The sequence below is a fragment of the Rhizobium sophoriradicis genome (genome assembly GCF_025200795.1).
Taxonomy (GTDB): Bacteria; Pseudomonadota; Alphaproteobacteria; order Rhizobiales; family Rhizobiaceae; genus Rhizobium; species Rhizobium sophoriradicis.
The window spans coordinates 75,732-94,868 of the sequence record NZ_CP104152.1 but is presented as its reverse complement, the minus strand read 5'-3'; the positions used below and the strand labels follow the sequence as shown (position 1 = coordinate 94,868).

Below are 19,137 nucleotides of genomic sequence, written 5' to 3'. Positions count from 1 at the left end.
TGCCGGAAAATGTGGCCTCGTTGATCGCCGACGGGCGCCCCTCATCCGGCTGCCGCCACCTTCTCCCCGCTCGCGGGGAGAAGGGGATATGCCGCGACCTCTCCGTTCCCCACCAACCTCTCGCAGGGCACGTCCCCTCTCCCCGTAAAACGGGGAGAGGGTTAGGGTGAGGGGCAAGCCAAGCGCACTCTCATCGGCTGCCGTCGTCCCCTCACGCCGCATTGAATAGCTTCCGGCCTTCGGCATCCAGTGCCGAAAACTCCTCATCCGACAGCGTGATGTCGACGGCCGCGACATTTTCTTCCAGATGCTTGACCTTGGACGTGCCGGGGATCGGCAGCATGACAGGACTGCGCTTCAGCACCCAGGCGAGCGCGATCTGGCTGGGGGCCGCATTATGCTTCCTGGCGATCGTATCGAGCAGCGAACCGGGCTTGGCGAGATCGCCAGCGGCGAGCGGATACCAGGGGATGAAGCCGATATCGTGCTTGGCGCAATAATCGAGCACGTCCTCGCTGGTGCGATCGACGAGATTATAGCGGTTCTGGACGGTGGCGACCTTGAAGTGCTTCGAGGCAGCCTCGATATCGGCGACGGAGACCTCGCTCAAGCCGGCATGGCGGATGAGGCCGGCGTCGAGCAGCGATTTGATCGCATCGAACTGTTCCCTGGCTGGCAATTTCGGATCGATGCGGTGAAGCTGCCAGAGATCGATGCGCTCGACCCCGAGATTGCGCAGGCTTTTATGCGCCTGCTGGATCAGATATTCGGGACGGCCCACCGGCAGCCAAATGTCGGGGCCGTGTCGGGTCAGACCGCCCTTGGTGGCGACGACGGACTTGCCGCCATAGGGATGCAGCGCCTCCTTGATCAGCCATTCGGAGACATCGGGACCGTAGGAATCGGCCGTATCGATGAAATTGACGCCAAGCTCCGGCAGGCGCTTCAGCGTGCGGATGGATTCGGCGTGATCTTCGGGCTCACCCCAGATGCCCTTGCCGGTGACGCGCATGGCGCCGAAACCGAGACGATTGACCTCGATCTCCCCGCCGATCCTGAAGGTGCCTGACTTGGCTGCGTTGTAACTGGCCATGATCTTTCCTCTCTTGGTCAATGAAAATGGTTTGAAGTCTGCGGGACGGCGGAACCCTGCCGAGCCCCCGGTGGCATCAGCTGGAAGCGGCTTTCGAAGCGCGACTGTCCGCCCTGCCCTTGGCGCTGGCAAGATAGTGGTGAGCTGCCCGCCGCCGCCGCATCGGCAATGCGGGCGCCGCGACGCTTGAGATATAGGATGGTGCCACTGACATAACAGGGAGGACGCCGGAAACATGGCGTCAAAGCCATGCCGGCGCCCCTATGTTAACGACTGCCGTTCAGGCGCCCGTTTCGCCGGAAAAGGCGGCGAGTTCCATTTCGGTGTCGCTATCGCGGTATCGCAGGCGCTCGCGGGAAAGCTCCAGCGGCTTGCGGCGGGAAATCCGGTAGACGGAGGCCGGCGGCAGGTTGCGCACCGTGCCGCCGATGCGCACGGCCTTGAGGCCGAGCCGGTCGAGGATCGGCCGCGGCACCGGACAGCGCGGGCCATAGGTGAACTGATAGACCGCCCCGCCCGGCCGCATATAGGTGAAGGCGCCGGCAAGGATCGAGGCGATCTTGCGCGGCGACATCGACAGAAGCGGCAGACCGCTGATGACGGCGCCGACCGGTTCGTCCTTGAAAATATCGGCGTGGGCAAGGTGGGCGGCATCCATCTGCAAGACGCGCGCGGCCGGGAAACGCGCCTGCAGCGCGTTGATAAATTCAGGCCCATACTCGATCAGGGTGAGATCCGCCTCGCTGACGCCGCGGGCGAGCAGCGCCCGGGTGAACACGCCGGTGCCCGGGCCGAGCTCGATGATCGGCCCATCAAGTGCGGCAATTTCGCTGGTCATGATCCTGGCCAGCGAATCGCCCGACGGCGCGATGGCGGCCACCCGAAGCGGATTGCTGACCCAGGAGCGGAAAAAATGCAGGAAGTCGGAGCATGCAGCCTTTGCGGTCATGACTGTTCCACCTGTCTGAAATTCAATTGAGTATCAATGCGACCATCGCGGCCAGCATGGCAATTCCAAGGCAGAGACGTCAATCGCCTGTGCAAGCCGGCGTTTGCGACGATTTTTTCCAGCGGCGTCCGGCATGTTTCTGCATCCATGGCCGTTTCGGCCACCACCCGGATGGAAAAGGGGCGGCCCGGAAGCCGCCCCTCACCGGTCGCGAGGCGTCAATAGTTGCAACTGGAGCTGCTGGTCGGGTTGAAGCCGAGTTTGCAATCCATGTTGAGCGGCTTCTTCGGGTTCATCATATAGGGTGAAGCCATAGTATTTGGACCGCGCTCGCCGATCGAACCGGTGGTGCGCCTGTCGTGCTGCATCTGGGTTTCTTCCTGGGCAACCGGCTGCTTGACCGCGCCCTGCTCCGTCGCACTCGACTGGAGGGGAGCCGCTTCGGCCGAGAACGAGGAAAGGCCGAGCATTGCGCCGAGGGCCGCGGCGGCCAGACCGCTCTTGAAGGTCGTGATCATGATCGTCTCCTTGGGAGGATTTGAGGGAATTTACGCCGAGGAGTTAGGAAGCGGATCTGTCACATACTACCGCACCGCAACAGGGGTCACGAACATGTGAGCGGCGCCCCAAGATAGAAAAAGGCGGCTCATCGCCGCCTCTTCCCTTTGCCGGCTCAATAGCCGTTGTCGCAGGGCATGCTGCCGGGACCAATCGATCCCGAAAACGTAGGGTTGCACATTGTCGGAGCCGCCGGCCTGTTCACCGGCTGGCGGATGATCGAGCCTGTCGTGCCGGGTTCGACGCCGAAGGCAGCCAGCGGATACCAATAGCCATCGGCATGGCGACGGGTGCCGGGACGTTCCGCGACAAAGCCCCGATAGCCGTGCCAGGTGCCGGCATGTGCCTTATATTGCACTGCTTTCGCCTCCGAGATGAGGGGCGGCCGAAGCGTGGGAACAGGCGCGGCCTCAGCCGGCGGGATTGCCGCGAGGGCGACAAGGGTGCCGAGGGCGGCGGTCAAAGGGACAAGGCTGAATATCTTCATGATAAACCCTCCTTTGTGGATTTACCTCGAGAAAATGCCTTTGCGGCAAGTGGAGTTCCGCCATCACGCGCAGCTTCCAAAACTCGTGATTGCAAGCGATCCGGCGTGACCTTACCGCGAGAATTTGTGAAAAGTCGCAATCGGGCGAAGCGCACCGACGGCGCTGGCAAGGAAATATGAATTCTCTGTTCTCAATTCGCGTATAATGTGCGGTAGCCTTGGCCGGAGAGGCAGGCGACATATTGCCGGTGGGCGGCGGCACGTGCCGTCGTTTCGGCTTCTAGCGCATCGGCCTTCGCATATCCGGTCAGCTGGGCGCGCAGCTCATACTGGCGCTTCGCCTCTTCATACATGGCATTGCCGTCGGTCATGCAGATGCCGCGTGCAACGGCCGGCGGATTGACCGGCACGCCGACGGCCAGCAGCACCGGGTCGTTGGCATAATCGATGCAGCCGGCAAGAACCGCCAACATCGCCGCCGCGGCCAGAGCCCGAAAAATTCCCATCGCCATGCATTCCTCCGGCCGAAAGCGCGTCAAACATCGTCACGCTCGCGGATACACCAGCAAGGTTGCGCGAAGCTAGAGCATTTCCTGGTTAGATTGAAGCATTCTGTTGGCTCAAACGGAGTCGGATGGTCGACCGGTCGGGGCGCGTCGTAGCCCAGTTCTACGGCCAAGCCGGCCGGTCGATCAGCCGGCCCGTTTCAGCCAACCCGAAGGGCCGGGCATCTTTCCGTCGGGGCAGAGGTGATCGGCTCGGACATACCTTGGGGTATGCCCGTCGCCAATCGCCTCTGCCCCGACGAAAACCTGCTCCGGCAGAATGCTTCAATCTAACCAGGAAAGGCTCTAGGTGTGGAGCCTCAACAGGTTGTCCTGGGTAAGAGCGAGCCTAGTGATTGGTGGTTTTGAGTTTAGACTTCCGTGAGGCCTGTGCCAATTGTAGCGATGAAGCCATCGTGGCAGTTCGGCGGCGCGCATGTCCGAGTTGGGATAGGCGACGGCGTAGGCCCACTCTCTGAGGGCGGTCTGGATGAAGCGTTCGGCCTTTCCGTTGGTTTTAGGCGTATATGGTCTGGTGCGAACGTGCTTGAGGCCGTTGTCGCGACAAGCTTGGCCGAATGGCTTTGATGTGTAGCAGGGACCATTGTCGGTCATGACGCGCTCGACCGCGATCCCGAGGCTGGCATAATAGGCCAATGCCGCCTTCAAGAAGGCCACGGCGCTTTCTTTCGTCTCGTCCGGCAATATCTGTGAGAAAGCGATGCGAGAGGCATCGTCGATGGCCACATGAACGCATTCCCAACCGGCGCCCCAACTCTTGCCTCTGCGCGAACTCTGGCGAGTGCGATCGCCGGTGATGCGGTGGCCGACCTCATGAAACCGGCCGAGCTTCTTGATGTCGATATGAATCATCTCGCCGGGAGCCTGGCGTTCATAACGACGCACAGGCTCGGCCGGCTCGATATCCTTGAGGCGGGAGTGGCCTGCGCGCTTGAGAACCCGGCTCACCGTCGCTGCAGATACACCGGTTTCGATCGCGATGTGCTTGCCAGTCAGGCGCTGGCGGCGAAGCGTGATGATGCGCTCCGCCAGCGCCTGACTGGTCTGCCGGGGCATGGCATGAGGTCGGGAGGAACGATCGAGCATCGCCTCTCGACCACCGGCCTTGAAACGCTCGACCCAACGGGCGACGATCTTGGCCGCGACGCCATAGGCCTGTGCTGCCTGAGCCTGGGTCAGATGCCCTTCGATAACAGCAAGCGCCATTTGTTCCCGGCGCAACGGCGTCAGTCGGGCATTCTTATGAATGTTCATTCGCGGCGATCCTTCCGACTCGAGGTGTGATAGCTCCAGTCTCCTAAATCCGCTTTGAATGGACAACCTCCCGAAAGCTCACATCTAGGCATGCCGGCAGCAGGCAACCGCTCTGCTAGCTTCCGGTTTGATCTTGCGGGCTCATCAGGAATTCCCCACCAGAATCTATATAGCATTGCGGAATCCCGAAATTGGTAGGGGCATTGAAATCATTGCCTCTTCCCTCGCCCCGACCGCTCACGAGGCGCGGCGAATTTCGGGATCCCGAAGCGGGGGAATTTCGGGATCCCGAAGTGGCGCTTTTTTCTTTCGGCCGACCCGCCCGCGTTTGTCGGCGGCAAGCTTGCGGTCGACCTCCGACCAATTCCGGCATCTCTCCGCCGTGCATCGCCGCCAATCGTTCGTGGGCGGAGCGCCTTCATGGTCACCGACAAAGGTCAGGGTGAAGAGGTTCGGATGCGCCACACCGCTGCCCGCCCGGCCGCGGCGGACCTTGATAAGGCCCTTATAGTCCAGCTCGTCGAGGGCATCGGCCACATATTCGCCGGTGACGCCGTAGGAAACGAACTGCGGATGGGTGACGACAAGCCTGCCATTTGCCAGGGCGGCGTGTGCGGTGTGCTCGATGATGATGCGGAAGAAGGCGCGGCTGGCATTGGCGCTCAGTGAGGTGAACGCCGGCGATTCCAGCAGCTGGATCGTCAACCATTGCCAGCGAAGGCTGCCATCATCACTCCCGCTCGGCGGCTTGGTAAATTTGCGCACGAGCGACCGCGTCTTGCCGGCACTGGTGCGGCTCCTGTCACGAGGGTTGAATTCCGCCATCAGACCATCACCTCGGCTGCCGGCACGCCCTTGCGAGAGACGACAGAGGAACTCCTCTTTTCACGCCTGCGGAGGGAAAGATCGGCCCAAGCGGAGACATCGGCAATCGTTACAATATTCTTCGACATTCAACATTCCATGGTTGCAACGGCCGGCAATCTAGCGTAAGAACGTTTCATGAACTAGGAAAATAATCTTAGCTCAATTGTGAATGTCATCTGAAGAATGGTGACAGGTTAATTGCGCGCGGTGGAGGCCAGGATGCGAAAGTTAGACATGAGGGAGAAGGGCGCGATGATCTATGGCCAGCGGCTGCTGGCATTGGTTTCGATCTTGTTGGGAAGCGCCGCCCAGACTTTTGCCTGCGATCAGCCGATCGTGATTTCCAACTGGTCGCTCTGTGCAACCGGCAATGTTAGCGCTGAGGGCGGCGACGCTGATTGGAAAGTCGTTCCTGCATGGACTCGCCAGAAAGCCATAAGCGCGTATTTCGGAAACGAGCCGCGGCTCTTGGCAAACCACGGCCTTTGCAACGAAAAATTCCAGCGCGTGGTCACCTGCCTGCCGGGATGGGAAATGGGCGACCCGGATGAGTGCTCTTATCTGATCTGCAGCGGCTATTACTCATCCGCCTACGGGAAGAAAGAAAGGGAAGCCTTTGAGAGAGACTTCCCGACCGCTCAATAGTTTTCGCTTCGCTGCCTTGGGGCGGATGGAGCGACCGTTGCGGCAAGTTTGTTATCCGCCCGTATTCCTGAACACGAGGCACTGGGTGAATCGGTTGCCGCTTTCCACTGCTTCAGACCAATTCACCATAAACTCCCCTTCGAGCGTCATAACCTCTGACAAAGCTCTTCCCAGATCCCAGACAAGTGGGGAGAACTGTTCGTTGGTCAGATTGTCGGCTTGAACGACAAGATAGGCGTTCGTCTTCATGCGTTGGCAGATCCGACCGTATATTTCCTGCATTCTTTTCAGATAGACATCATAGCCGTCATAATCGGGATCGCCGTTATAGAGCGGGTTCCATTTATGCCAATGGGGCATGTATGGCGGCGATGTGATGCAAAAATCCATCTCGGGAAGATCGAAGGCTGCCAGCTCCGCGCTATCACCGCAGATGAGATGATGCTTTGCCGTGATGCGTTCCCTGACCCATTCATATCGCTGCCGGTCGGCTTCTATCCCATAAGGGAGCCTGCCCCTCTGCTCGCAGACAAAGAACGTCGTTCCCAAGCCGACAAAGGGATCGAAGACGGCGTCTCCTGGTTTTGTAAACCGATCAAGCAATGCCGACACCAAAGCGCCGGGGAACCTGATTTCATCGCCGTTCTGAAAATCCGGCAAAGGGAATTGATGTCGGTTGGAGACCGTCAATAATTCTGAGATCGTCACGGCAAACTCCCTCCACCCACTTCGGTCACCGGGCACAGCAACTCTGCTGCGACCGGAAGAGCTTCATCGTAGCCGGCGGCAAAAGTTTCTGCGCACAGGCTGGGAGAAGCGTCGGATGACCTTGCCGTTCAGGAGCCATGCGGAACTTCTGATTGTCAATTGCCACGCTATTTTGCTTCTGGAGATAGGGTAATCCATTGAGAATCGCGACGCAGCTTTGCCGCCTGCAGCAAGTTGCCCTTATTGCCAAGACATTTCCCTCTATCGCGCTCAAGATCGAGTGCAGTCGTCCGGCCAATTGAAAGCGATTAGGGGACACACGTATGCCCCCAGCTGTGATCCAACCAGCGCAGCTCTTGAACGGAGTCTACTTGGATCGGTTGTCTTGAGCGTCGTTCTCCAAGCTCTGCGCCACCGTCAGGTAGTAGTTGCGGGCGGTCGCATTCATCTGACGTTCGCCGAGCTCCCGGAGCGCCCGGATCTTGATCGTCATTGCAGCGACGTTCTGTGGCTCAAGGGCAAGAACATAATCAGCCTGTTCCGCCGCCCACTGGAATTCACCGTCCGAAAGCGACGCCTCAGCATGCTCAATCATCTTCGCTGGCCCGCCAGCCATCGCCACCAGCTTTTCTGCCCGTTCCTTGTCGGTCAGCGGGAAGATATGTGTCGGGTTGCCGTCAAACCAGCCGGCGTTCTGCGAATAGATTCCGCGCACCGCCCAGGCGACAGTACCGTAATATTCCTGCAGGTATGGATGTTGCCGCAACTCGGCGGGCAGGTTTATCTCCTGAACCAACTCGTCGGGGGTCTTGCCCTTGCTAATTCCTTCCATCGTCTTGTCGTAGACGAACTTGATACCGTCCCGGTAGGACGTGAGCGCGTCCTTCGCTTCGTCTGCGCCGCTGATCGTGCCCATATGGCCAGGCACGATGAAGTCAGCGTTGAGCGCAATCAGCTTGTCCAGGCTGGCGATCCATTTTTCCACGGGACGCGTCGGAAGACCTCTCAGCGGCGCTATGTTGGGAAAGGTCTTCAAAAACACGTCGCCCGCGATCAAGACCTTACGATCCGGCAGCCAGACAGAGACGTTCTCGTCGGCCTCGCCAGGCGTGAGGATCAGTTGCATCGGCACGCCCGCGATCGTCAGGCTTTCTTCCTCGCCGTCGAAGGTCTGGGTGGGCGGCAAAAACCCCTCGCGGGTATGAGGCGTCACCCTGCCGTATTCCAACTGCGTGCCGGCGTTGACGAACTGATCGTCAGGCAGAGCGATACCAAACGCATCGCCACCGTCACGACGTCCTCGACCTATGTCCGGCTTGGCCGTGACCAGAAGCTTGTGGCTATAGATTCGAGGCTTGTCACCGCCTGCGAATACTGTTGCACCCCCTGTGTGGTCGGGATGATTGTGGGTATAGATGATCGCATGCACAGGGTGGGTCATCCGATCACCGAAGGCTTCAACGATCGCCTTGGCATCGACCGGATTGGCCGAAGTATCGACAATGATCGAGCCACCTTCGGCCTGAATCAAGGTGACATTGCTGGCGGAGTAGCCGATCGCGGCGTAGACGCCCTCGGAAACTTTCTCGACGCGTTTGCGAAATTCCTGCGAGTGCGCCCTCAGTCTGTCTCGACCTGAGAAATCGTCGGCAGCGAAAGCCGGAGCCGTCATCCCGAGTGTTGTTGCGATAGCCATGACGACTCCTACTTTGCGTTTCAATGAGCCTGACATCTTACCCCTATCTCCAAAATGGCCAGCGGCGAGCATTCGGCCGCTCTAGGTGAGGGCGAAAAGTAAGATGCTCATTTACAAAACAGTAGCCCGCGATTTGACAAGCAGCCTCTCATCAGCAATAGGCACCTTATGGATTACAACGCTGTCAGCATGTTCATCGCGGTCACGCAGACGGGCAGTCTTTCTGCTGCCGCCGCGCGAATGGGAGTTCCGCTTCCAACGTTGAGTCGCAAAATCGCGGAACTCGAGAGTCACCTGAAGGTGCAGCTTCTGGAGCGCACCGCCCGTGGCTGTCGAGTGACGGAAGCCGGATCGCGATTGTTCGAGCACGCCAGCGGCGGGATAGAGGCGCTGCAGGAGGCCGAGCGCTTGATCGTGAGTGCGCAGGCGCGACTGGTCGGACGCCTTCGCCTGTCGCTACCGCAATCCTTCGAGCCCTGGTGGGAGCTGCTAGGCCTGTTCCAACGCGCCCATCCGGACATTCAGATCAGCGTCTATTCGACGGAAAGACGTGTTGATCTCTTGTCGGACGGGGTCGATGTCGCGCTACGGGTTGGCGCGATCGCCGACGATACGGTTGTCGCCCGACATATGCTCACGTTCCGGCATGTCCTTGTCGCCAGTCCCAGGCTGGTCGAACGGCATGGCAGATTGAACCAGCCGGCCGATCTCAGCCGATATCCCTGCGCCGCATGGGGGTCCGCCCTCGACGCCCGCCCCGTCTGGATGCTTGGCGGTCATGCGAACCAAGTCTCAGCCACTTTCACGGTGAACGACTATCTTCACTTGAGGGCAAGGGCCGTTGCGGGGGACATTGCGACGGAATTGCCCTCGTTCCTCGCCGCGGAACCTCTAGAAAAGGGCGAGCTCCTAGAATTGCTGCCCAAGCATCCTTTCCCGGACACTGCTTTGCACCTCGTCTACAGGCGCCAACGGCATCCATCCACGATTGTTCGGGCTTATCTCGACTTCTGCTCGGCGCATCTCTCGATCATCGAGGACAGTTGCAGGGTTCCGTCGGACGAGGAGTAGTTCCAATAGCGGTTGCACCGCGATCCCGGAGAAGGGCTTGAACCCCGATGGAGCCCCGACGCTTAGCCGGAAAGGCAACATAGTGGCCAAAAAGGCAAATTAGCGTGGCAAGCGACAATGAATGGAAATGGCGCACCCGAAGAGATTCGAACTCCTGACCCCCAGATTCGTAGTCTGGTGCTCTATCCAGCTGAGCTACGGGTGCGTGGCGGAAGCGGCGGTGCCGCTTGCGTGGGCGATCCTCTAAAGGGTCCTTTCGGACAATGCAAGAGCATTTCTGAAAAAATCGCGCGTTTGCCTGTTTGCAGCCGCGGCAGCGAAATTCCCTCACTTCTCGCTGTGCGTCCGGTTGCGGTAATCGTCCAGCGAAACCGGGCGATCGGGGATTTCGATGCGGAACTGGGTGCCGACCGTCGGTTTTTCCACAAGCGCGATGGTGCCGCCATGGGCGAGCACCAGCTCGCGGGCAATGGTGAGACCGAGGCCGGTGCCGCCGGAACGGGCCGAGCCACGGAAGGCGGCAAAGAGGTTCTGGCGCGCCTTCAGCGGCATGCCGGGGCCGGTATCGTCCACCGTGATGCTGACGACGCTGCCGACGCGCAGGGCGGAGACGGTGATGCGCCTGACGGCGCCCGGGCCGCCCTCGCCCGGCGCGGTCAGCGCCTGCAGGGCGTTGCGTGCGAGGTTGTGAATGACCCGGAAAAGCTGTTCGGCATCGGCATCGACCTCGAGATCGGCAGCGAACTGCTCGATGAATTCGATGCCGCTTTGCGGGTCGATCGCCAGCATGTCCTTGACGTCCTGGGTCAGCTCCAGCAGCCGGACGTGGCGGCGGCGCGGGGCGGATTCGCTCGCCTTGCCGTAGGACAGCACCTCGGTCGTATAACCGACCGCCCGGTCGATGGTGCGCAGCAGCTTCGGCGCGAAGCTCTTGACCATCGGATCATCGACATCAACCAGCCGGTCCGACATGAGCTGCGCGGAAGCCAGGATATTGCGCATGTCGTGATTGATCTTGGAAACGGCAAGCCCGAGGGCCGCCAGGTTCTTCTGCTGTTTCAGCGTCTTCTGCAGCTCCATCTGCATCGAGGTGAGATTGCGGCCGGCCACCGCCAGCTCGTCGCGGCCGCCGTCGCCGATATAGATATGGGCGGGGTTTTCGGGATCGGAGGAGAATTGCTGCATGCTGCCGGTCAGCCGGCGGATCGGGCCGATAAGGAGGCGGTTGATCGCAAAAAAGATCAGCGTCGCCGTGAACAGCGAGATCAGCACCGACAGCAGCAGCACGTTGCGTGAATAGGCAAACATCGCCGTGCGCAACGGCCGGTCCTTCATCACCACCTCGACGCCGACCTTGGTTTCGCCGACAGGACCATAGACACGGATAATGCGGCTGCCGCCGAAGATCAGGGTGTCGAGCGCGTCGCGGATCGACGTCAGCGGCGGCACGTCGGTCAGATCATAGGATTCGTCGACCGAGGCCGGCATGTCTGTCGTCGCCAGGAGCCGTGAGGTGCCTTCCTTGCGCAGCACGATCGCCTTGGTGCCGGTCGCCTCGAGCGTCTCCTTCTGCAGCGCACGCGGCAGCTCGATCGGCTGCAGCCCATCGATGACGATGGCCGCGGCGGCGGCCGTGTTCAGCCTGTCCTGCAGCCAGCGCATGCGCATGCTGGCAACCGAGGGAAAGAAGATCAGGATTTCGGCGAGCATGATGAAGACGACGGTGAGCCAGAGCAGCTTGCCGGACAATCCGCCGAACATGCCGGCAGACGGGCACCGCCCCTTGGCGGCCTCGCCGGCCGCCGGGATGTCTGCCGAAGGATAGTTGCCCTGGTTTCGAACCGGCATTTGAGTCTCGCCCGATTAGCGGCATGCGGCCGCCCTATCGCTAGTTAGAGCATGATGTCGTCCGAAAACCGCTTACACTTTTCGGCATCATGCTCTGGAGCCTTATATTAGACCAACAGGCTCCGCTTTCAAATCTTTGCGATCAGCGTCACGTCGTCACAAAGAAACGCCCGGCCGGGAGGAGGAAGTCCCCTCCCCAACCCCTCCCCACAAGGGGGAGGGACTAATTTGCGGCGCCCGCGCAGCAAATATCAGCCTTTCCGCGGATGAGAAGATGAAGTGGGAAGCGCCGGTGCGACGAGTTAAGCCCCTCCCCCTTGTGGGGAGGGGTTTGGGGCGGGGTCTTTGCCGGCACGAACCGGGCAGAAAAACAAACGCCGCCCGAAGGCGGCGCTCGACGATGCGTGATCCGGTGGAGATCAGAACTCTTCCCAGCTCTGTTCGGCAGGGGCGGCACTGCCGCCGCCGAAGGCGCGGGCGACCTTGGCGATCGCCCGGCGGGCGGGGGAGGCGACCGGCTGCCGGTGCGGCTCGTTGCGGACAAGCGCCACGGGTGCTGCCCCATCCGACAGCTTGAAGCGGGCGATGAGGTGCACCAGCCCGTTGGCTTCGGCCGAAAGCCTGTGGGTGGCGGCGGAGGTTTCCTCCACCATCGCCGCGTTCTGCTGCGTCACCTGATCCATCTGGTTGACGGCGGTGTTGACCTCCTTGAGGCCGGTCGACTGCTCGACCGCGGCGGTGGCGATCGAATGGATATGATCGTTGATGGCGATGACGCGGGTGCCGATTTCGGAAAGCGCCTCGCCGGTCGCCTGGACGAGCTTCACCCCGACCTGCACCTCGTCGCCCGACTTGGTAATCAGCGCCTTGATGTCCTTGGCGGCCGTTGCCGAGCGCTGGGCAAGTTCGCGCACTTCTTGGGCGACCACGGCAAACCCCTTGCCGGCCTCACCGGCGCGGGCCGCTTCAACTCCGGCATTCAGTGCCAATAGATTGGTCTGGAAGGCGATCTCGTCGATGACGTTGATGATCTGGCTGATCTCGCGCGAGGCCTGTTCGATGCGGCCCATTGCCTCGACAGCATTGCGCACGACGACGCCGGAGCGGCCGGCATTTTCCTTGGCTTCCGACACCATGACGGTGGCTTCATGCGCCCGCTCGGTGGAATTCTGGACAACGGCGGTGATTTCGTCGAGCGCGGCGGATGTCTGTTCGAGTGCGGCCGCCTGCTGCTCGGTGCGCTTCGACAGGTCATCGCTGGCATTGCGCAGCTCGGCGGTGTTGCCGTTCATCGCTTCCGTCGTCTGGCGCACTTCGCGCATCGTCGCCTGTAGCGTTACGAAGCTGTTGTTGACATTCTGCTGCAGCTCGGCGAAGGCGCCCTGGAAGTTGCCGTTCATCGTCTGGGTGAGGTCGCCTTCGGCAAGGCTTGCGATGACGCGGCGGGTCTCGCCGATGCCGGCATCGACGCTCGACAGCAGCGTGTTGATGTTGCCGGCGAACCGGTTGAGGTTCGCGTCCTGATAATCCTTGTCGATGCGGTGGCTGAAATCGCCGGCCGCAGCCGCGGCGACGACGACGGACATGCTCGACTGCAGATCGTCGCTCTTGGCACGCATTGCCGCTTCCTGGGCGTTCAGACGCTTGATGGCCAGGCCGTTCTCCTTGAACACCGCGACGGCGGCGGCCATCTCGCCGATTTCGTCCTTGCGGCCGGCAAAGGGAACCTCGGCGTCGAAATTGCCGTCGGCGACTTCCTTGATCGCATGGGTGACGCGCTTGATCGGACGGCTGAGATGGCTGGTGCCGATATAGAAGCCCATGCCAACGCCGACCGCGATGCCGATGCCGGTGATGCCGAGGACGAGCATCAGGACCCAGGAGCGGAAGCTCTCGATCTCATCACTGACGGCCTGAAGCGCTGCCTTGTCGGTGGCGACGACCACGTCGATCTCGGCCTGGAATGCCTTGCGGTTGGCGCGATTCGCCTCGTTGTTGCCCTGGGCGCTGGCGGCCTCGGGGCCGACCTCGGTGCCCAGCCGTGCCGTTTCCGTGCGGAAGGTGCGGAATTCGGCGGCGCGTGCGACCAGCTTGGCGAAACTGTCCTTTTCGTCCTCGGGCACCAGCGGCGCCCAGCCGGCGATGACCTTGTCGATCTCGTCGAGGCCGGCCATCAAGCCCTTGGCGAAGTTCGGCGTATCCTTGATCGACTTGGCCGCGTAAATACCGCGCGATTCCATGACGACGGCCGTGACGAAACGGTTGAGGCGTTCGCCAGCATAGGCGCGGGCGGCGGCGTGCTCGTAAGCCGTGAGATTGCGGCTGTATTCACGCATGGCGGATAATGCCGTTGCGCCGATCAGAAGCGCCACCGCGCCCATCACGCAAACCAGCAGATTAATTTTCCCGCGGATCTTCAATGCAATGCCTCCTAGCTACACCACAGCTTGGAAAGCAGTTCCCCCAGCCGATACGCTGAATATCGGCGAAATTGATTAAAGTTAGATTTCCAGTATTTACGATTATGCGCAGGAATTATTGCCGATCCAGCCATCCCCTTCGGCTTCAAATCATTGAAACATAGGGTTTTTTTGTTGATTTTGGGGCGAAGTACAACCTTTCGGAGCGTCGCGGATTTATTAACACCACAATGCGAAAACCGCAGTCGGCGGCGCCCGCGCAAGTGAAATTATCGGCTATAATTGACTTTGCCGGGCTTCATCCGTATAAGCCGCCGCACGTCCGGTCATTCAAGCCTTTCATGGGCCGCCCGTTCGAAAAACAACGCTCCTTGCATCATGCAAATTCAAGAAGGGCCGCACTCCGCGGTGTTTAAATAAATGAAGCGTACCTACCAACCATCCAAGCTTGTTCGCAAGCGTCGCCACGGCTTCCGTGCGCGCATGTCCACGAAGGGTGGCCGCAAGGTCATCGCTGCCCGCCGCGCGCAGGGCCGCAAGCGTCTTTCGGCTTAAGGCCGGGTTGCCCGGTAAGAGATGGCGGGCGAATTGACGACCAGTGAGAAGAAATACACTGTCGGGCGGCTGAAGAGCCGCCCGCAGTTTCTTGCCGTGCGCGAGGGCGAAAAACGCCGCGGAGCTCTCTTCCTTCTCGAAGTCCTCGACCGGAAGGAACCCGACAGCCAGGCCCGCGTCGGATTCACAGTCACCAAAAAACATGGCAACGCGGTCGAACGGAACCGCATGCGCCGCCGCCTGAAAGAGGCGGTGCGGCTTCATGCGGGATTTGCAATGCGGCCCGGACACGACTATGTGGTTGTCGCGCGCAGGGACGTGCTTGACGCGTCCTTCCAGGAATTGGCCGCGGAGCTGAAGCTTCGCGTGGAAACCAGGCCGAAACACCGGCGCTCCGGAGACGGACGCCCCAGGAACGTATGATGGAAAACAACCGCAATTACTTCATTGCGATCGCTCTCTCGGTGCTGATCGTCCTCGGCTGGCAGTTTCTCTATATGAATCCGCGCATCGAGGCCCAGCGCAAGGCGCAGGAAGCCCAGAAGGCGCAGCAGCAGACAGAGCAGGTGCAGCAGCCCGCAGGCGGCCAGGCCCCGGCCCAGACAAGCGGTTCGGCACCTTCCGGCCAGGCGGCCGCGACGGCGACCCTCGAGCAGGCGCTGGCAAAGAACCCGCGCGTTGTCATCGATACTCCTGCCCTTTCCGGCTCGATCAACCTTGCCGGCGCGCGGCTCGACGACCTGAAGCTCAAGGGCTATCACGAGACCGTCGACGACTCGAGCCCGATCATCACCCTGTTCAGCCCGGCAGACACCAAGGACGGCTACTTCACCGAGCTTGGCTATATCGGCAGCGACGCGACGGGCGCCGTCCCCGGTCCCACGACGCTCTGGACGGCACCGGAAGGCGCCAAGCTCACTGAAAAAACGCCGGTGACGCTCTCCTATACAAATGACAAGGGCCTGACCTTCACCCGGACGATTTCCGTCGACGACCGCTATATGTTCACCGTGGCCGACAAGATCGAAAATACCGGCCAGGCGCCCGCCTCGCTCTCCTCCTACGGCCGCGTGACGCGTTACAACAAACCGACGACGCCCTCCGTCTACGTCCTGCACGAAGGCTTCATCGGCGTCATCGGCGATGACGGCCTCGTCGAAACAAAATACTCCGCCGTCGAGAAGGAAGCCGTCATGCCGGCGAAATCCACCGGCGGCTGGCTTGGCATCACCGACAAATATTGGGCGGCGACGATCGTTCCGCCGCAGACGTCAGCCTATGAAGCGCGCTTCTCGCATTTTGCCGATGGCCAGCCACGCTACCAGGCCGACTACAAGGACGATGCCTTCACCGTCGCGCCGGGCCAATCGATCGAGCTCAAGAACCTGGTCTTTGCCGGCGCCAAGGAAGTTCCCGTTATCGACGGCTACGAGGCCAGCTATTCGATCCCGAAATTCGACCGGCTGATCGACTGGGGCTGGTTCTATTTCATCACCAAGCCGATGTTCAAGATGATGGACTTCTTCTATCGCTTCTTCGGCAATTTCGGTGTGGCGATCCTGTGCACGACCATCGTCGTGAAGCTGTTGTTCTTCCCGCTCGCCAGCAAGCAATATGCCTCGATGGCGAACATGAAGCGCGTGCAGCCGAAGATGGAGGAGCTGAAGACGAAATTCGGCGACGACCGGATGGGGCTGCAGCAGGCGATGATGCAGCTTTATAAGGAAGAGAAGATCAATCCGATCGCCGGCTGCTGGCCGGTGGCGCTGCAGATCCCGATCTTCTTCTCGCTCTACAAGGTGATCTACATCACTATCGAGATGCGGCATGCGCCCTTCTTCGGCTGGATCAAGGACCTTTCGGCGCCCGATCCGACGACGATCGTCAATCTCTTCGGCCTGCTGCCCTTCGAGGGGCCGGCGTTGCTGCATCTCGGCGTCTGGCCGCTGATCATGGGCATCACAATGTTCGTGCAGATGCGCATGAACCCGACGCCGCCCGATCCGACGCAGGCGATGATCTTCAACTGGATGCCGCTGGTGTTCATGTTCATGCTGGCAAGCTTCCCGGCCGGCCTGGTCATCTACTGGGCCTGGAACAACACGCTCTCGGTGGCGCAGCAGGGACTGATCATGAAGCGCCATGGCGTCAAGATCGAACTCTTCGACAATCTGAAGGGCATGTTCCGGCGAAAACCGGCGCCATCGAAATGATGCTCGCAAGCCCCGCTCCGGCGGGGCTTTTCATTTCCGGCCGGCCCTTGAAACGAGGCGCGGACCGCCAGAAAGCTTGACATCCGCCCGCAAAACCACGAAGCCGACAGAAGACCGAACCCTAGGATTGCCGAGCCCGCATGCCCGAAACCGAAAAGCCGCTCTTCGGCCACCCCTGGATCTTCATCCGCGGCGTCCCGTCGCTCACCTTCCTGCCGCCGGAGGGGCCGTCGGAAGTGGCCTTTGCCGGCCGCTCCAATGTCGGCAAATCGTCGCTGATCAATGCACTGGTCGGCCAGAAGGGCCTGGCGCGCACCTCGAACACGCCGGGGCGCACGCAGGAGCTCAACTATTTCGTCCCGGACGGCTATTCCGGTGAAGGCGGCGACCTGCCGCCGATGGCGATCGTCGACATGCCGGGCTATGGTTATGCGCAGGCGCCGAAGGAGCAGGTCGACAAGTGGACGAAGCTCGTCTTCGATTATCTGCGCGGCCGCGCGACACTGAAGCGCGTCTACGTGCTGATCGACAGCCGCCACGGCATCAAGAAGAATGACGAGGACGTTCTCACTCTGCTCGACAAGGCCGCCGTCTCCTATCAGGTCGTGCTAACCAAGACCGACAAGATCAAGGCGCCGGCCGTGCCAAAGCTGCTCGCCGAAACGGCGGACAAAATCCGCAAGCGCCCGGCTGCCTATCCTTTCGTGCTCTCCACCTCGTCCGAGAAGGGCGACGGGCTCGACGATCTGCGCCAGGCGATCGCGCAAACGGTCGGCATCGCAAACTGGAAATAATGACCCGACCTCTATTGTACTTACCCCAAAACAGCTAAAAGTTTATTTTACCGGTCAAACGGAAAACTAAAGGTTGACGAGCCGGATTGGGTGGCCTACATAGTGCTTACCGAATTTTGCTTGCTGGCTTGGTTATCGCGCGATTAGCACCGCGGCCTGAACGAACTTCCTTTCAAAAATCGTTACCACCATCCGCATCGCCTTAACGCCTTGCGGTTTCTCAATATTGCTATGAAAGGGTTCATCATGACCACTGGCACAGTTAAATGGTTCAACTCCACCAAGGGCTTCGGCTTCATCCAGCCGGACAACGGCGGCGCTGACGCCTTCGTTCATATCTCCGCCGTCGAGCGCGCCGGAATGCGCGAACTCGTCGAGGGCCAGAAGATCGGCTTCGATCTCGAGCGAGACCAAAAGTCGGGCAAAATGTCCGCTTGCAATCTCCAGAAGGCTTAAATCGGTATCTGCTTCCCTTTGACCACGGATGTACTGGCACTGCCGGAAGCATCGGTTCATTCAAGGCCGGGCAATCTGCCTGGCCTTTTTGTTTTCGCTCGCAGTCGAGCCCTTCAATATCGGAGAAGAAATGGCAGAAACATACAGCAAATCGCGCCAGCGGGCGGAGATCGCCTTCGGCAACATCCAGTCCCAGTTTTTCGCGAACAATAAGGCGATGGAAGAGCTGGAATCCCACGCCCAGTCGCAGCAGGCAAAGACGCTGCGGTTGCGTGAAGCACGGCTTGCGAAGCAACGTGACGATCGCGCCTCGGCAATGTCTGCTCTCCTTACGAAACGCGCCAAAGCCTTCTGATCACCGGCAAAAGATCGCGGCCGAGCCCTATGCGGTTGCCCGGAGACATGCCGAGCTGCGCCGGTTCTCGCGCACGAACCGCACGGCATCGCTCCATCCGACGCAACTTTCAAGAGGAAGTATTCGCGGGTTCAAGAGGCCGCAACAGGACGGGCAGAGCCGTGCTGACAGTTCACTCATACAAGGACGCCGCAATGGCAGAGGATACGAAGGAACTTCAGTCGATCAATACAGCATGGCAAATCGCCATCCAGGAAATTTTGCGCATGGTCATCCGAGACATGTATCATGGCGGCGGCGAGGCGTCGTTCAAGTCCCATATCAAGCGCATAGAAGAGGCAGCGGTGGACAGTATCTATACGGATTTGCGGCTGCGCGGGACGGACGAGTGGACGGAAGTTCTGGTCAAAGAAAGAGCCAGCAATTTTGTCACCACGCTGCTGACCTCGTTCACTTATGACCGCGCGTAAGCTCGCGACTGACGCTGACGCATGACCTTGCGGCCAACGGTGCCTGCCGGCCAGTCATGTCGCTTTCACGGCAGCTTTGCAGAGGATTGAAGTGCCTGACAGTTGCCGCATTTGAACGCCAGCTGTTTAGAC

General features: G+C 60.4%; 21 protein-coding genes and 1 tRNA gene. 9 read left to right on the top strand and 13 right to left on the bottom strand.

Annotation, left to right across the window (positions count from 1 at the left end; translation table 11 throughout):
- Window positions 1-211: 211 nt before the first annotated feature.
- The 8 genes from N2597_RS00485 to N2597_RS00450 form a co-directional block, all read right to left on the bottom strand.
- Complete coding sequence (locus N2597_RS00485; protein WP_096762974.1) at window positions 212-1,093, bottom strand: aldo/keto reductase; 882 nt, start codon at window positions 1,091-1,093, stop codon at window positions 212-214.
- A 280-nt stretch (window positions 1,094-1,373) separates the two neighbouring features.
- On the bottom strand, window positions 1,374-2,042 hold the full coding sequence (locus N2597_RS00480) for a class I SAM-dependent methyltransferase (RefSeq protein WP_096762975.1): 669 nt from the start codon (window positions 2,040-2,042) through the stop codon (window positions 1,374-1,376).
- Window positions 2,043-2,260: 218 nt separating this feature from the next.
- Window positions 2,261-2,560 (bottom strand): hypothetical protein, encoded by a 300-nt coding sequence (locus N2597_RS00475; RefSeq protein ID WP_183599086.1) that lies wholly within the window; start codon window positions 2,558-2,560, stop codon window positions 2,261-2,263.
- A 155-nt stretch (window positions 2,561-2,715) separates the two neighbouring features.
- Window positions 2,716-3,087, bottom strand: coding sequence for a cell surface protein (locus N2597_RS00470; protein ID WP_183599088.1), 372 nt, complete (start codon window positions 3,085-3,087; stop codon window positions 2,716-2,718).
- 191 nt (window positions 3,088-3,278) lie between these two features.
- Window positions 3,279-3,599 carry a hypothetical protein gene (locus tag N2597_RS00465; protein WP_183599090.1) on the bottom strand — a complete coding sequence of 107 codons (321 nt, stop codon included), beginning with the start codon at window positions 3,597-3,599 and terminating at the stop codon, window positions 3,279-3,281.
- A gap of 339 nt (window positions 3,600-3,938) precedes the next feature.
- Window positions 3,939-4,907 (bottom strand): IS481-like element ISRel2 family transposase, encoded by a 969-nt coding sequence (locus N2597_RS00460; RefSeq protein ID WP_341356213.1) that lies wholly within the window; start codon window positions 4,905-4,907, stop codon window positions 3,939-3,941.
- 237 nt (window positions 4,908-5,144) lie between these two features.
- Window positions 5,145-5,732 (bottom strand): hypothetical protein, encoded by a 588-nt coding sequence (locus N2597_RS00455; RefSeq protein WP_183599709.1) that lies wholly within the window; start codon window positions 5,730-5,732, stop codon window positions 5,145-5,147.
- Window positions 5,732-5,860, bottom strand: a complete 129-nt coding sequence (locus N2597_RS00450) for a hypothetical protein (protein WP_341356212.1) — start codon at window positions 5,858-5,860, stop codon at window positions 5,732-5,734. Before N2597_RS00450 ends, N2597_RS00455 begins: the two co-directional genes overlap by 1 nt.
- Window positions 5,861-5,993: 133 nt before the next feature.
- Here N2597_RS00450 and N2597_RS00445 point away from each other — a divergent pair, with 133 nt between their 5' ends.
- On the top strand, window positions 5,994-6,419 hold the full coding sequence (locus N2597_RS00445; protein WP_183599707.1) for a hypothetical protein: 426 nt from the start codon (window positions 5,994-5,996) through the stop codon (window positions 6,417-6,419).
- 51 nt (window positions 6,420-6,470) lie between these two features.
- On the opposite strand, the gene N2597_RS00440 is transcribed toward N2597_RS00445, so the two are convergent.
- A complete protein-coding gene (locus tag N2597_RS00440; protein WP_183599706.1) occupies window positions 6,471-7,127 on the bottom strand; it encodes a DNA methyltransferase in 657 nt (218 codons plus the stop codon).
- Between the two features lie 367 nt (window positions 7,128-7,494).
- Window positions 7,495-8,823, bottom strand: a complete 1,329-nt coding sequence (locus N2597_RS00435) for an alkyl/aryl-sulfatase (RefSeq protein ID WP_183599704.1) — start codon at window positions 8,821-8,823, stop codon at window positions 7,495-7,497.
- Window positions 8,824-8,991: 168 nt separating this feature from the next.
- Here N2597_RS00435 and N2597_RS00430 point away from each other — a divergent pair, with 168 nt between their 5' ends.
- The gene (locus N2597_RS00430) at window positions 8,992-9,894 is read left to right on the top strand and encodes a LysR family transcriptional regulator (protein ID WP_183599702.1); all 903 of its coding nucleotides are present in this window, start codon (window positions 8,992-8,994) and stop codon (window positions 9,892-9,894) included.
- A 128-nt stretch (window positions 9,895-10,022) separates the two neighbouring features.
- Here the strand turns inward: N2597_RS00430 and N2597_RS00425 are convergent.
- The 3 genes from N2597_RS00425 to N2597_RS00415 all read right to left on the bottom strand — a co-directional run bounded on the left by N2597_RS00425 (window position 10,023) and on the right by N2597_RS00415 (window position 14,162).
- Window positions 10,023-10,099: transfer RNA gene (locus N2597_RS00425), tRNA-Arg, on the bottom strand.
- A 122-nt stretch (window positions 10,100-10,221) separates the two neighbouring features.
- Entirely contained in the window at window positions 10,222-11,742 is a 1,521-nt protein-coding gene (locus tag N2597_RS00420; protein WP_183599700.1) for an ATP-binding protein, read from the bottom strand.
- Window positions 11,743-12,161: 419 nt separating this feature from the next.
- Complete coding sequence (locus tag N2597_RS00415; RefSeq protein WP_183599698.1) at window positions 12,162-14,162, bottom strand: methyl-accepting chemotaxis protein; 2,001 nt, start codon at window positions 14,160-14,162, stop codon at window positions 12,162-12,164.
- A gap of 420 nt (window positions 14,163-14,582) precedes the next feature.
- Between N2597_RS00415 and rpmH the strand changes: the two genes are divergently transcribed.
- From rpmH to N2597_RS00380, 7 genes are all read left to right on the top strand, one after another.
- Window positions 14,583-14,717: a 50S ribosomal protein L34 gene (gene rpmH, locus N2597_RS00410; RefSeq protein WP_008524438.1), complete on the top strand. Its 135-nt coding sequence runs from the start codon at window positions 14,583-14,585 to the stop codon at window positions 14,715-14,717.
- A gap of 21 nt (window positions 14,718-14,738) precedes the next feature.
- Window positions 14,739-15,140 carry a ribonuclease P protein component gene (gene rnpA, locus N2597_RS00405; protein ID WP_039617616.1) on the top strand — a complete coding sequence of 134 codons (402 nt, stop codon included), beginning with the start codon at window positions 14,739-14,741 and terminating at the stop codon, window positions 15,138-15,140.
- Window positions 15,140-16,930 carry a membrane protein insertase YidC gene (yidC, locus tag N2597_RS00400; RefSeq protein ID WP_183599696.1) on the top strand — a complete coding sequence of 597 codons (1,791 nt, stop codon included), beginning with the start codon at window positions 15,140-15,142 and terminating at the stop codon, window positions 16,928-16,930. Before rnpA ends, yidC begins: the two co-directional genes overlap by 1 nt.
- A gap of 140 nt (window positions 16,931-17,070) precedes the next feature.
- Complete coding sequence (yihA, locus tag N2597_RS00395; RefSeq protein WP_183599693.1) at window positions 17,071-17,724, top strand: ribosome biogenesis GTP-binding protein YihA/YsxC; 654 nt, start codon at window positions 17,071-17,073, stop codon at window positions 17,722-17,724.
- A gap of 246 nt (window positions 17,725-17,970) precedes the next feature.
- Window positions 17,971-18,180, top strand: coding sequence for a cold-shock protein (locus N2597_RS00390; protein WP_168295251.1), 210 nt, complete (start codon window positions 17,971-17,973; stop codon window positions 18,178-18,180).
- A 130-nt stretch (window positions 18,181-18,310) separates the two neighbouring features.
- A complete protein-coding gene (locus tag N2597_RS00385; RefSeq protein WP_183599711.1) occupies window positions 18,311-18,535 on the top strand; it encodes a hypothetical protein in 225 nt (74 codons plus the stop codon).
- A gap of 194 nt (window positions 18,536-18,729) precedes the next feature.
- Window positions 18,730-19,005, top strand: coding sequence for a hypothetical protein (locus N2597_RS00380; protein ID WP_020920256.1), 276 nt, complete (start codon window positions 18,730-18,732; stop codon window positions 19,003-19,005).
- Window positions 19,006-19,137: the final 132 nt, after the last annotated feature.

Coding starts and splice junctions, on each gene's coding strand:
- N2597_RS00485 (WP_096762974.1), bottom strand. CDS start 1,093: ATGGCCAGTTACAACGCAGCCAAGTCAGGCACCTTCAGGATCGGCGGG.
- N2597_RS00480 (WP_096762975.1), bottom strand. CDS start 2,042: ATGACCGCAAAGGCTGCATGCTCCGACTTCCTGCATTTTTTCCGCTCC.
- N2597_RS00475 (WP_183599086.1), bottom strand. CDS start 2,560: ATGATCACGACCTTCAAGAGCGGTCTGGCCGCCGCGGCCCTCGGCGCA.
- N2597_RS00470 (WP_183599088.1), bottom strand. CDS start 3,087: ATGAAGATATTCAGCCTTGTCCCTTTGACCGCCGCCCTCGGCACCCTT.
- N2597_RS00465 (WP_183599090.1), bottom strand. CDS start 3,599: ATGGCGATGGGAATTTTTCGGGCTCTGGCCGCGGCGGCGATGTTGGCG.
- N2597_RS00460 (WP_341356213.1), bottom strand. CDS start 4,907: ATGAACATTCATAAGAATGCCCGACTGACGCCGTTGCGCCGGGAACAA.
- N2597_RS00455 (WP_183599709.1), bottom strand. CDS start 5,732: ATGGCGGAATTCAACCCTCGTGACAGGAGCCGCACCAGTGCCGGCAAG.
- N2597_RS00450 (WP_341356212.1), bottom strand. CDS start 5,860: ATGTCGAAGAATATTGTAACGATTGCCGATGTCTCCGCTTGGGCCGAT.
- N2597_RS00445 (WP_183599707.1), top strand. CDS start 5,994: ATGCGAAAGTTAGACATGAGGGAGAAGGGCGCGATGATCTATGGCCAG.
- N2597_RS00435 (WP_183599704.1), bottom strand. CDS start 8,823: ATGGCTATCGCAACAACACTCGGGATGACGGCTCCGGCTTTCGCTGCC.
- N2597_RS00430 (WP_183599702.1), top strand. CDS start 8,992: ATGGATTACAACGCTGTCAGCATGTTCATCGCGGTCACGCAGACGGGC.
- N2597_RS00420 (WP_183599700.1), bottom strand. CDS start 11,742: ATGCCGGTTCGAAACCAGGGCAACTATCCTTCGGCAGACATCCCGGCG.
- rpmH (WP_008524438.1), top strand. CDS start 14,583: ATGAAGCGTACCTACCAACCATCCAAGCTTGTTCGCAAGCGTCGCCAC.
- rnpA (WP_039617616.1), top strand. CDS start 14,739: ATGGCGGGCGAATTGACGACCAGTGAGAAGAAATACACTGTCGGGCGG.
- yidC (WP_183599696.1), top strand. CDS start 15,140: ATGGAAAACAACCGCAATTACTTCATTGCGATCGCTCTCTCGGTGCTG.
- yihA (WP_183599693.1), top strand. CDS start 17,071: ATGCCCGAAACCGAAAAGCCGCTCTTCGGCCACCCCTGGATCTTCATC.
- N2597_RS00390 (WP_168295251.1), top strand. CDS start 17,971: ATGACCACTGGCACAGTTAAATGGTTCAACTCCACCAAGGGCTTCGGC.
- N2597_RS00385 (WP_183599711.1), top strand. CDS start 18,311: ATGGCAGAAACATACAGCAAATCGCGCCAGCGGGCGGAGATCGCCTTC.
- N2597_RS00380 (WP_020920256.1), top strand. CDS start 18,730: ATGGCAGAGGATACGAAGGAACTTCAGTCGATCAATACAGCATGGCAA.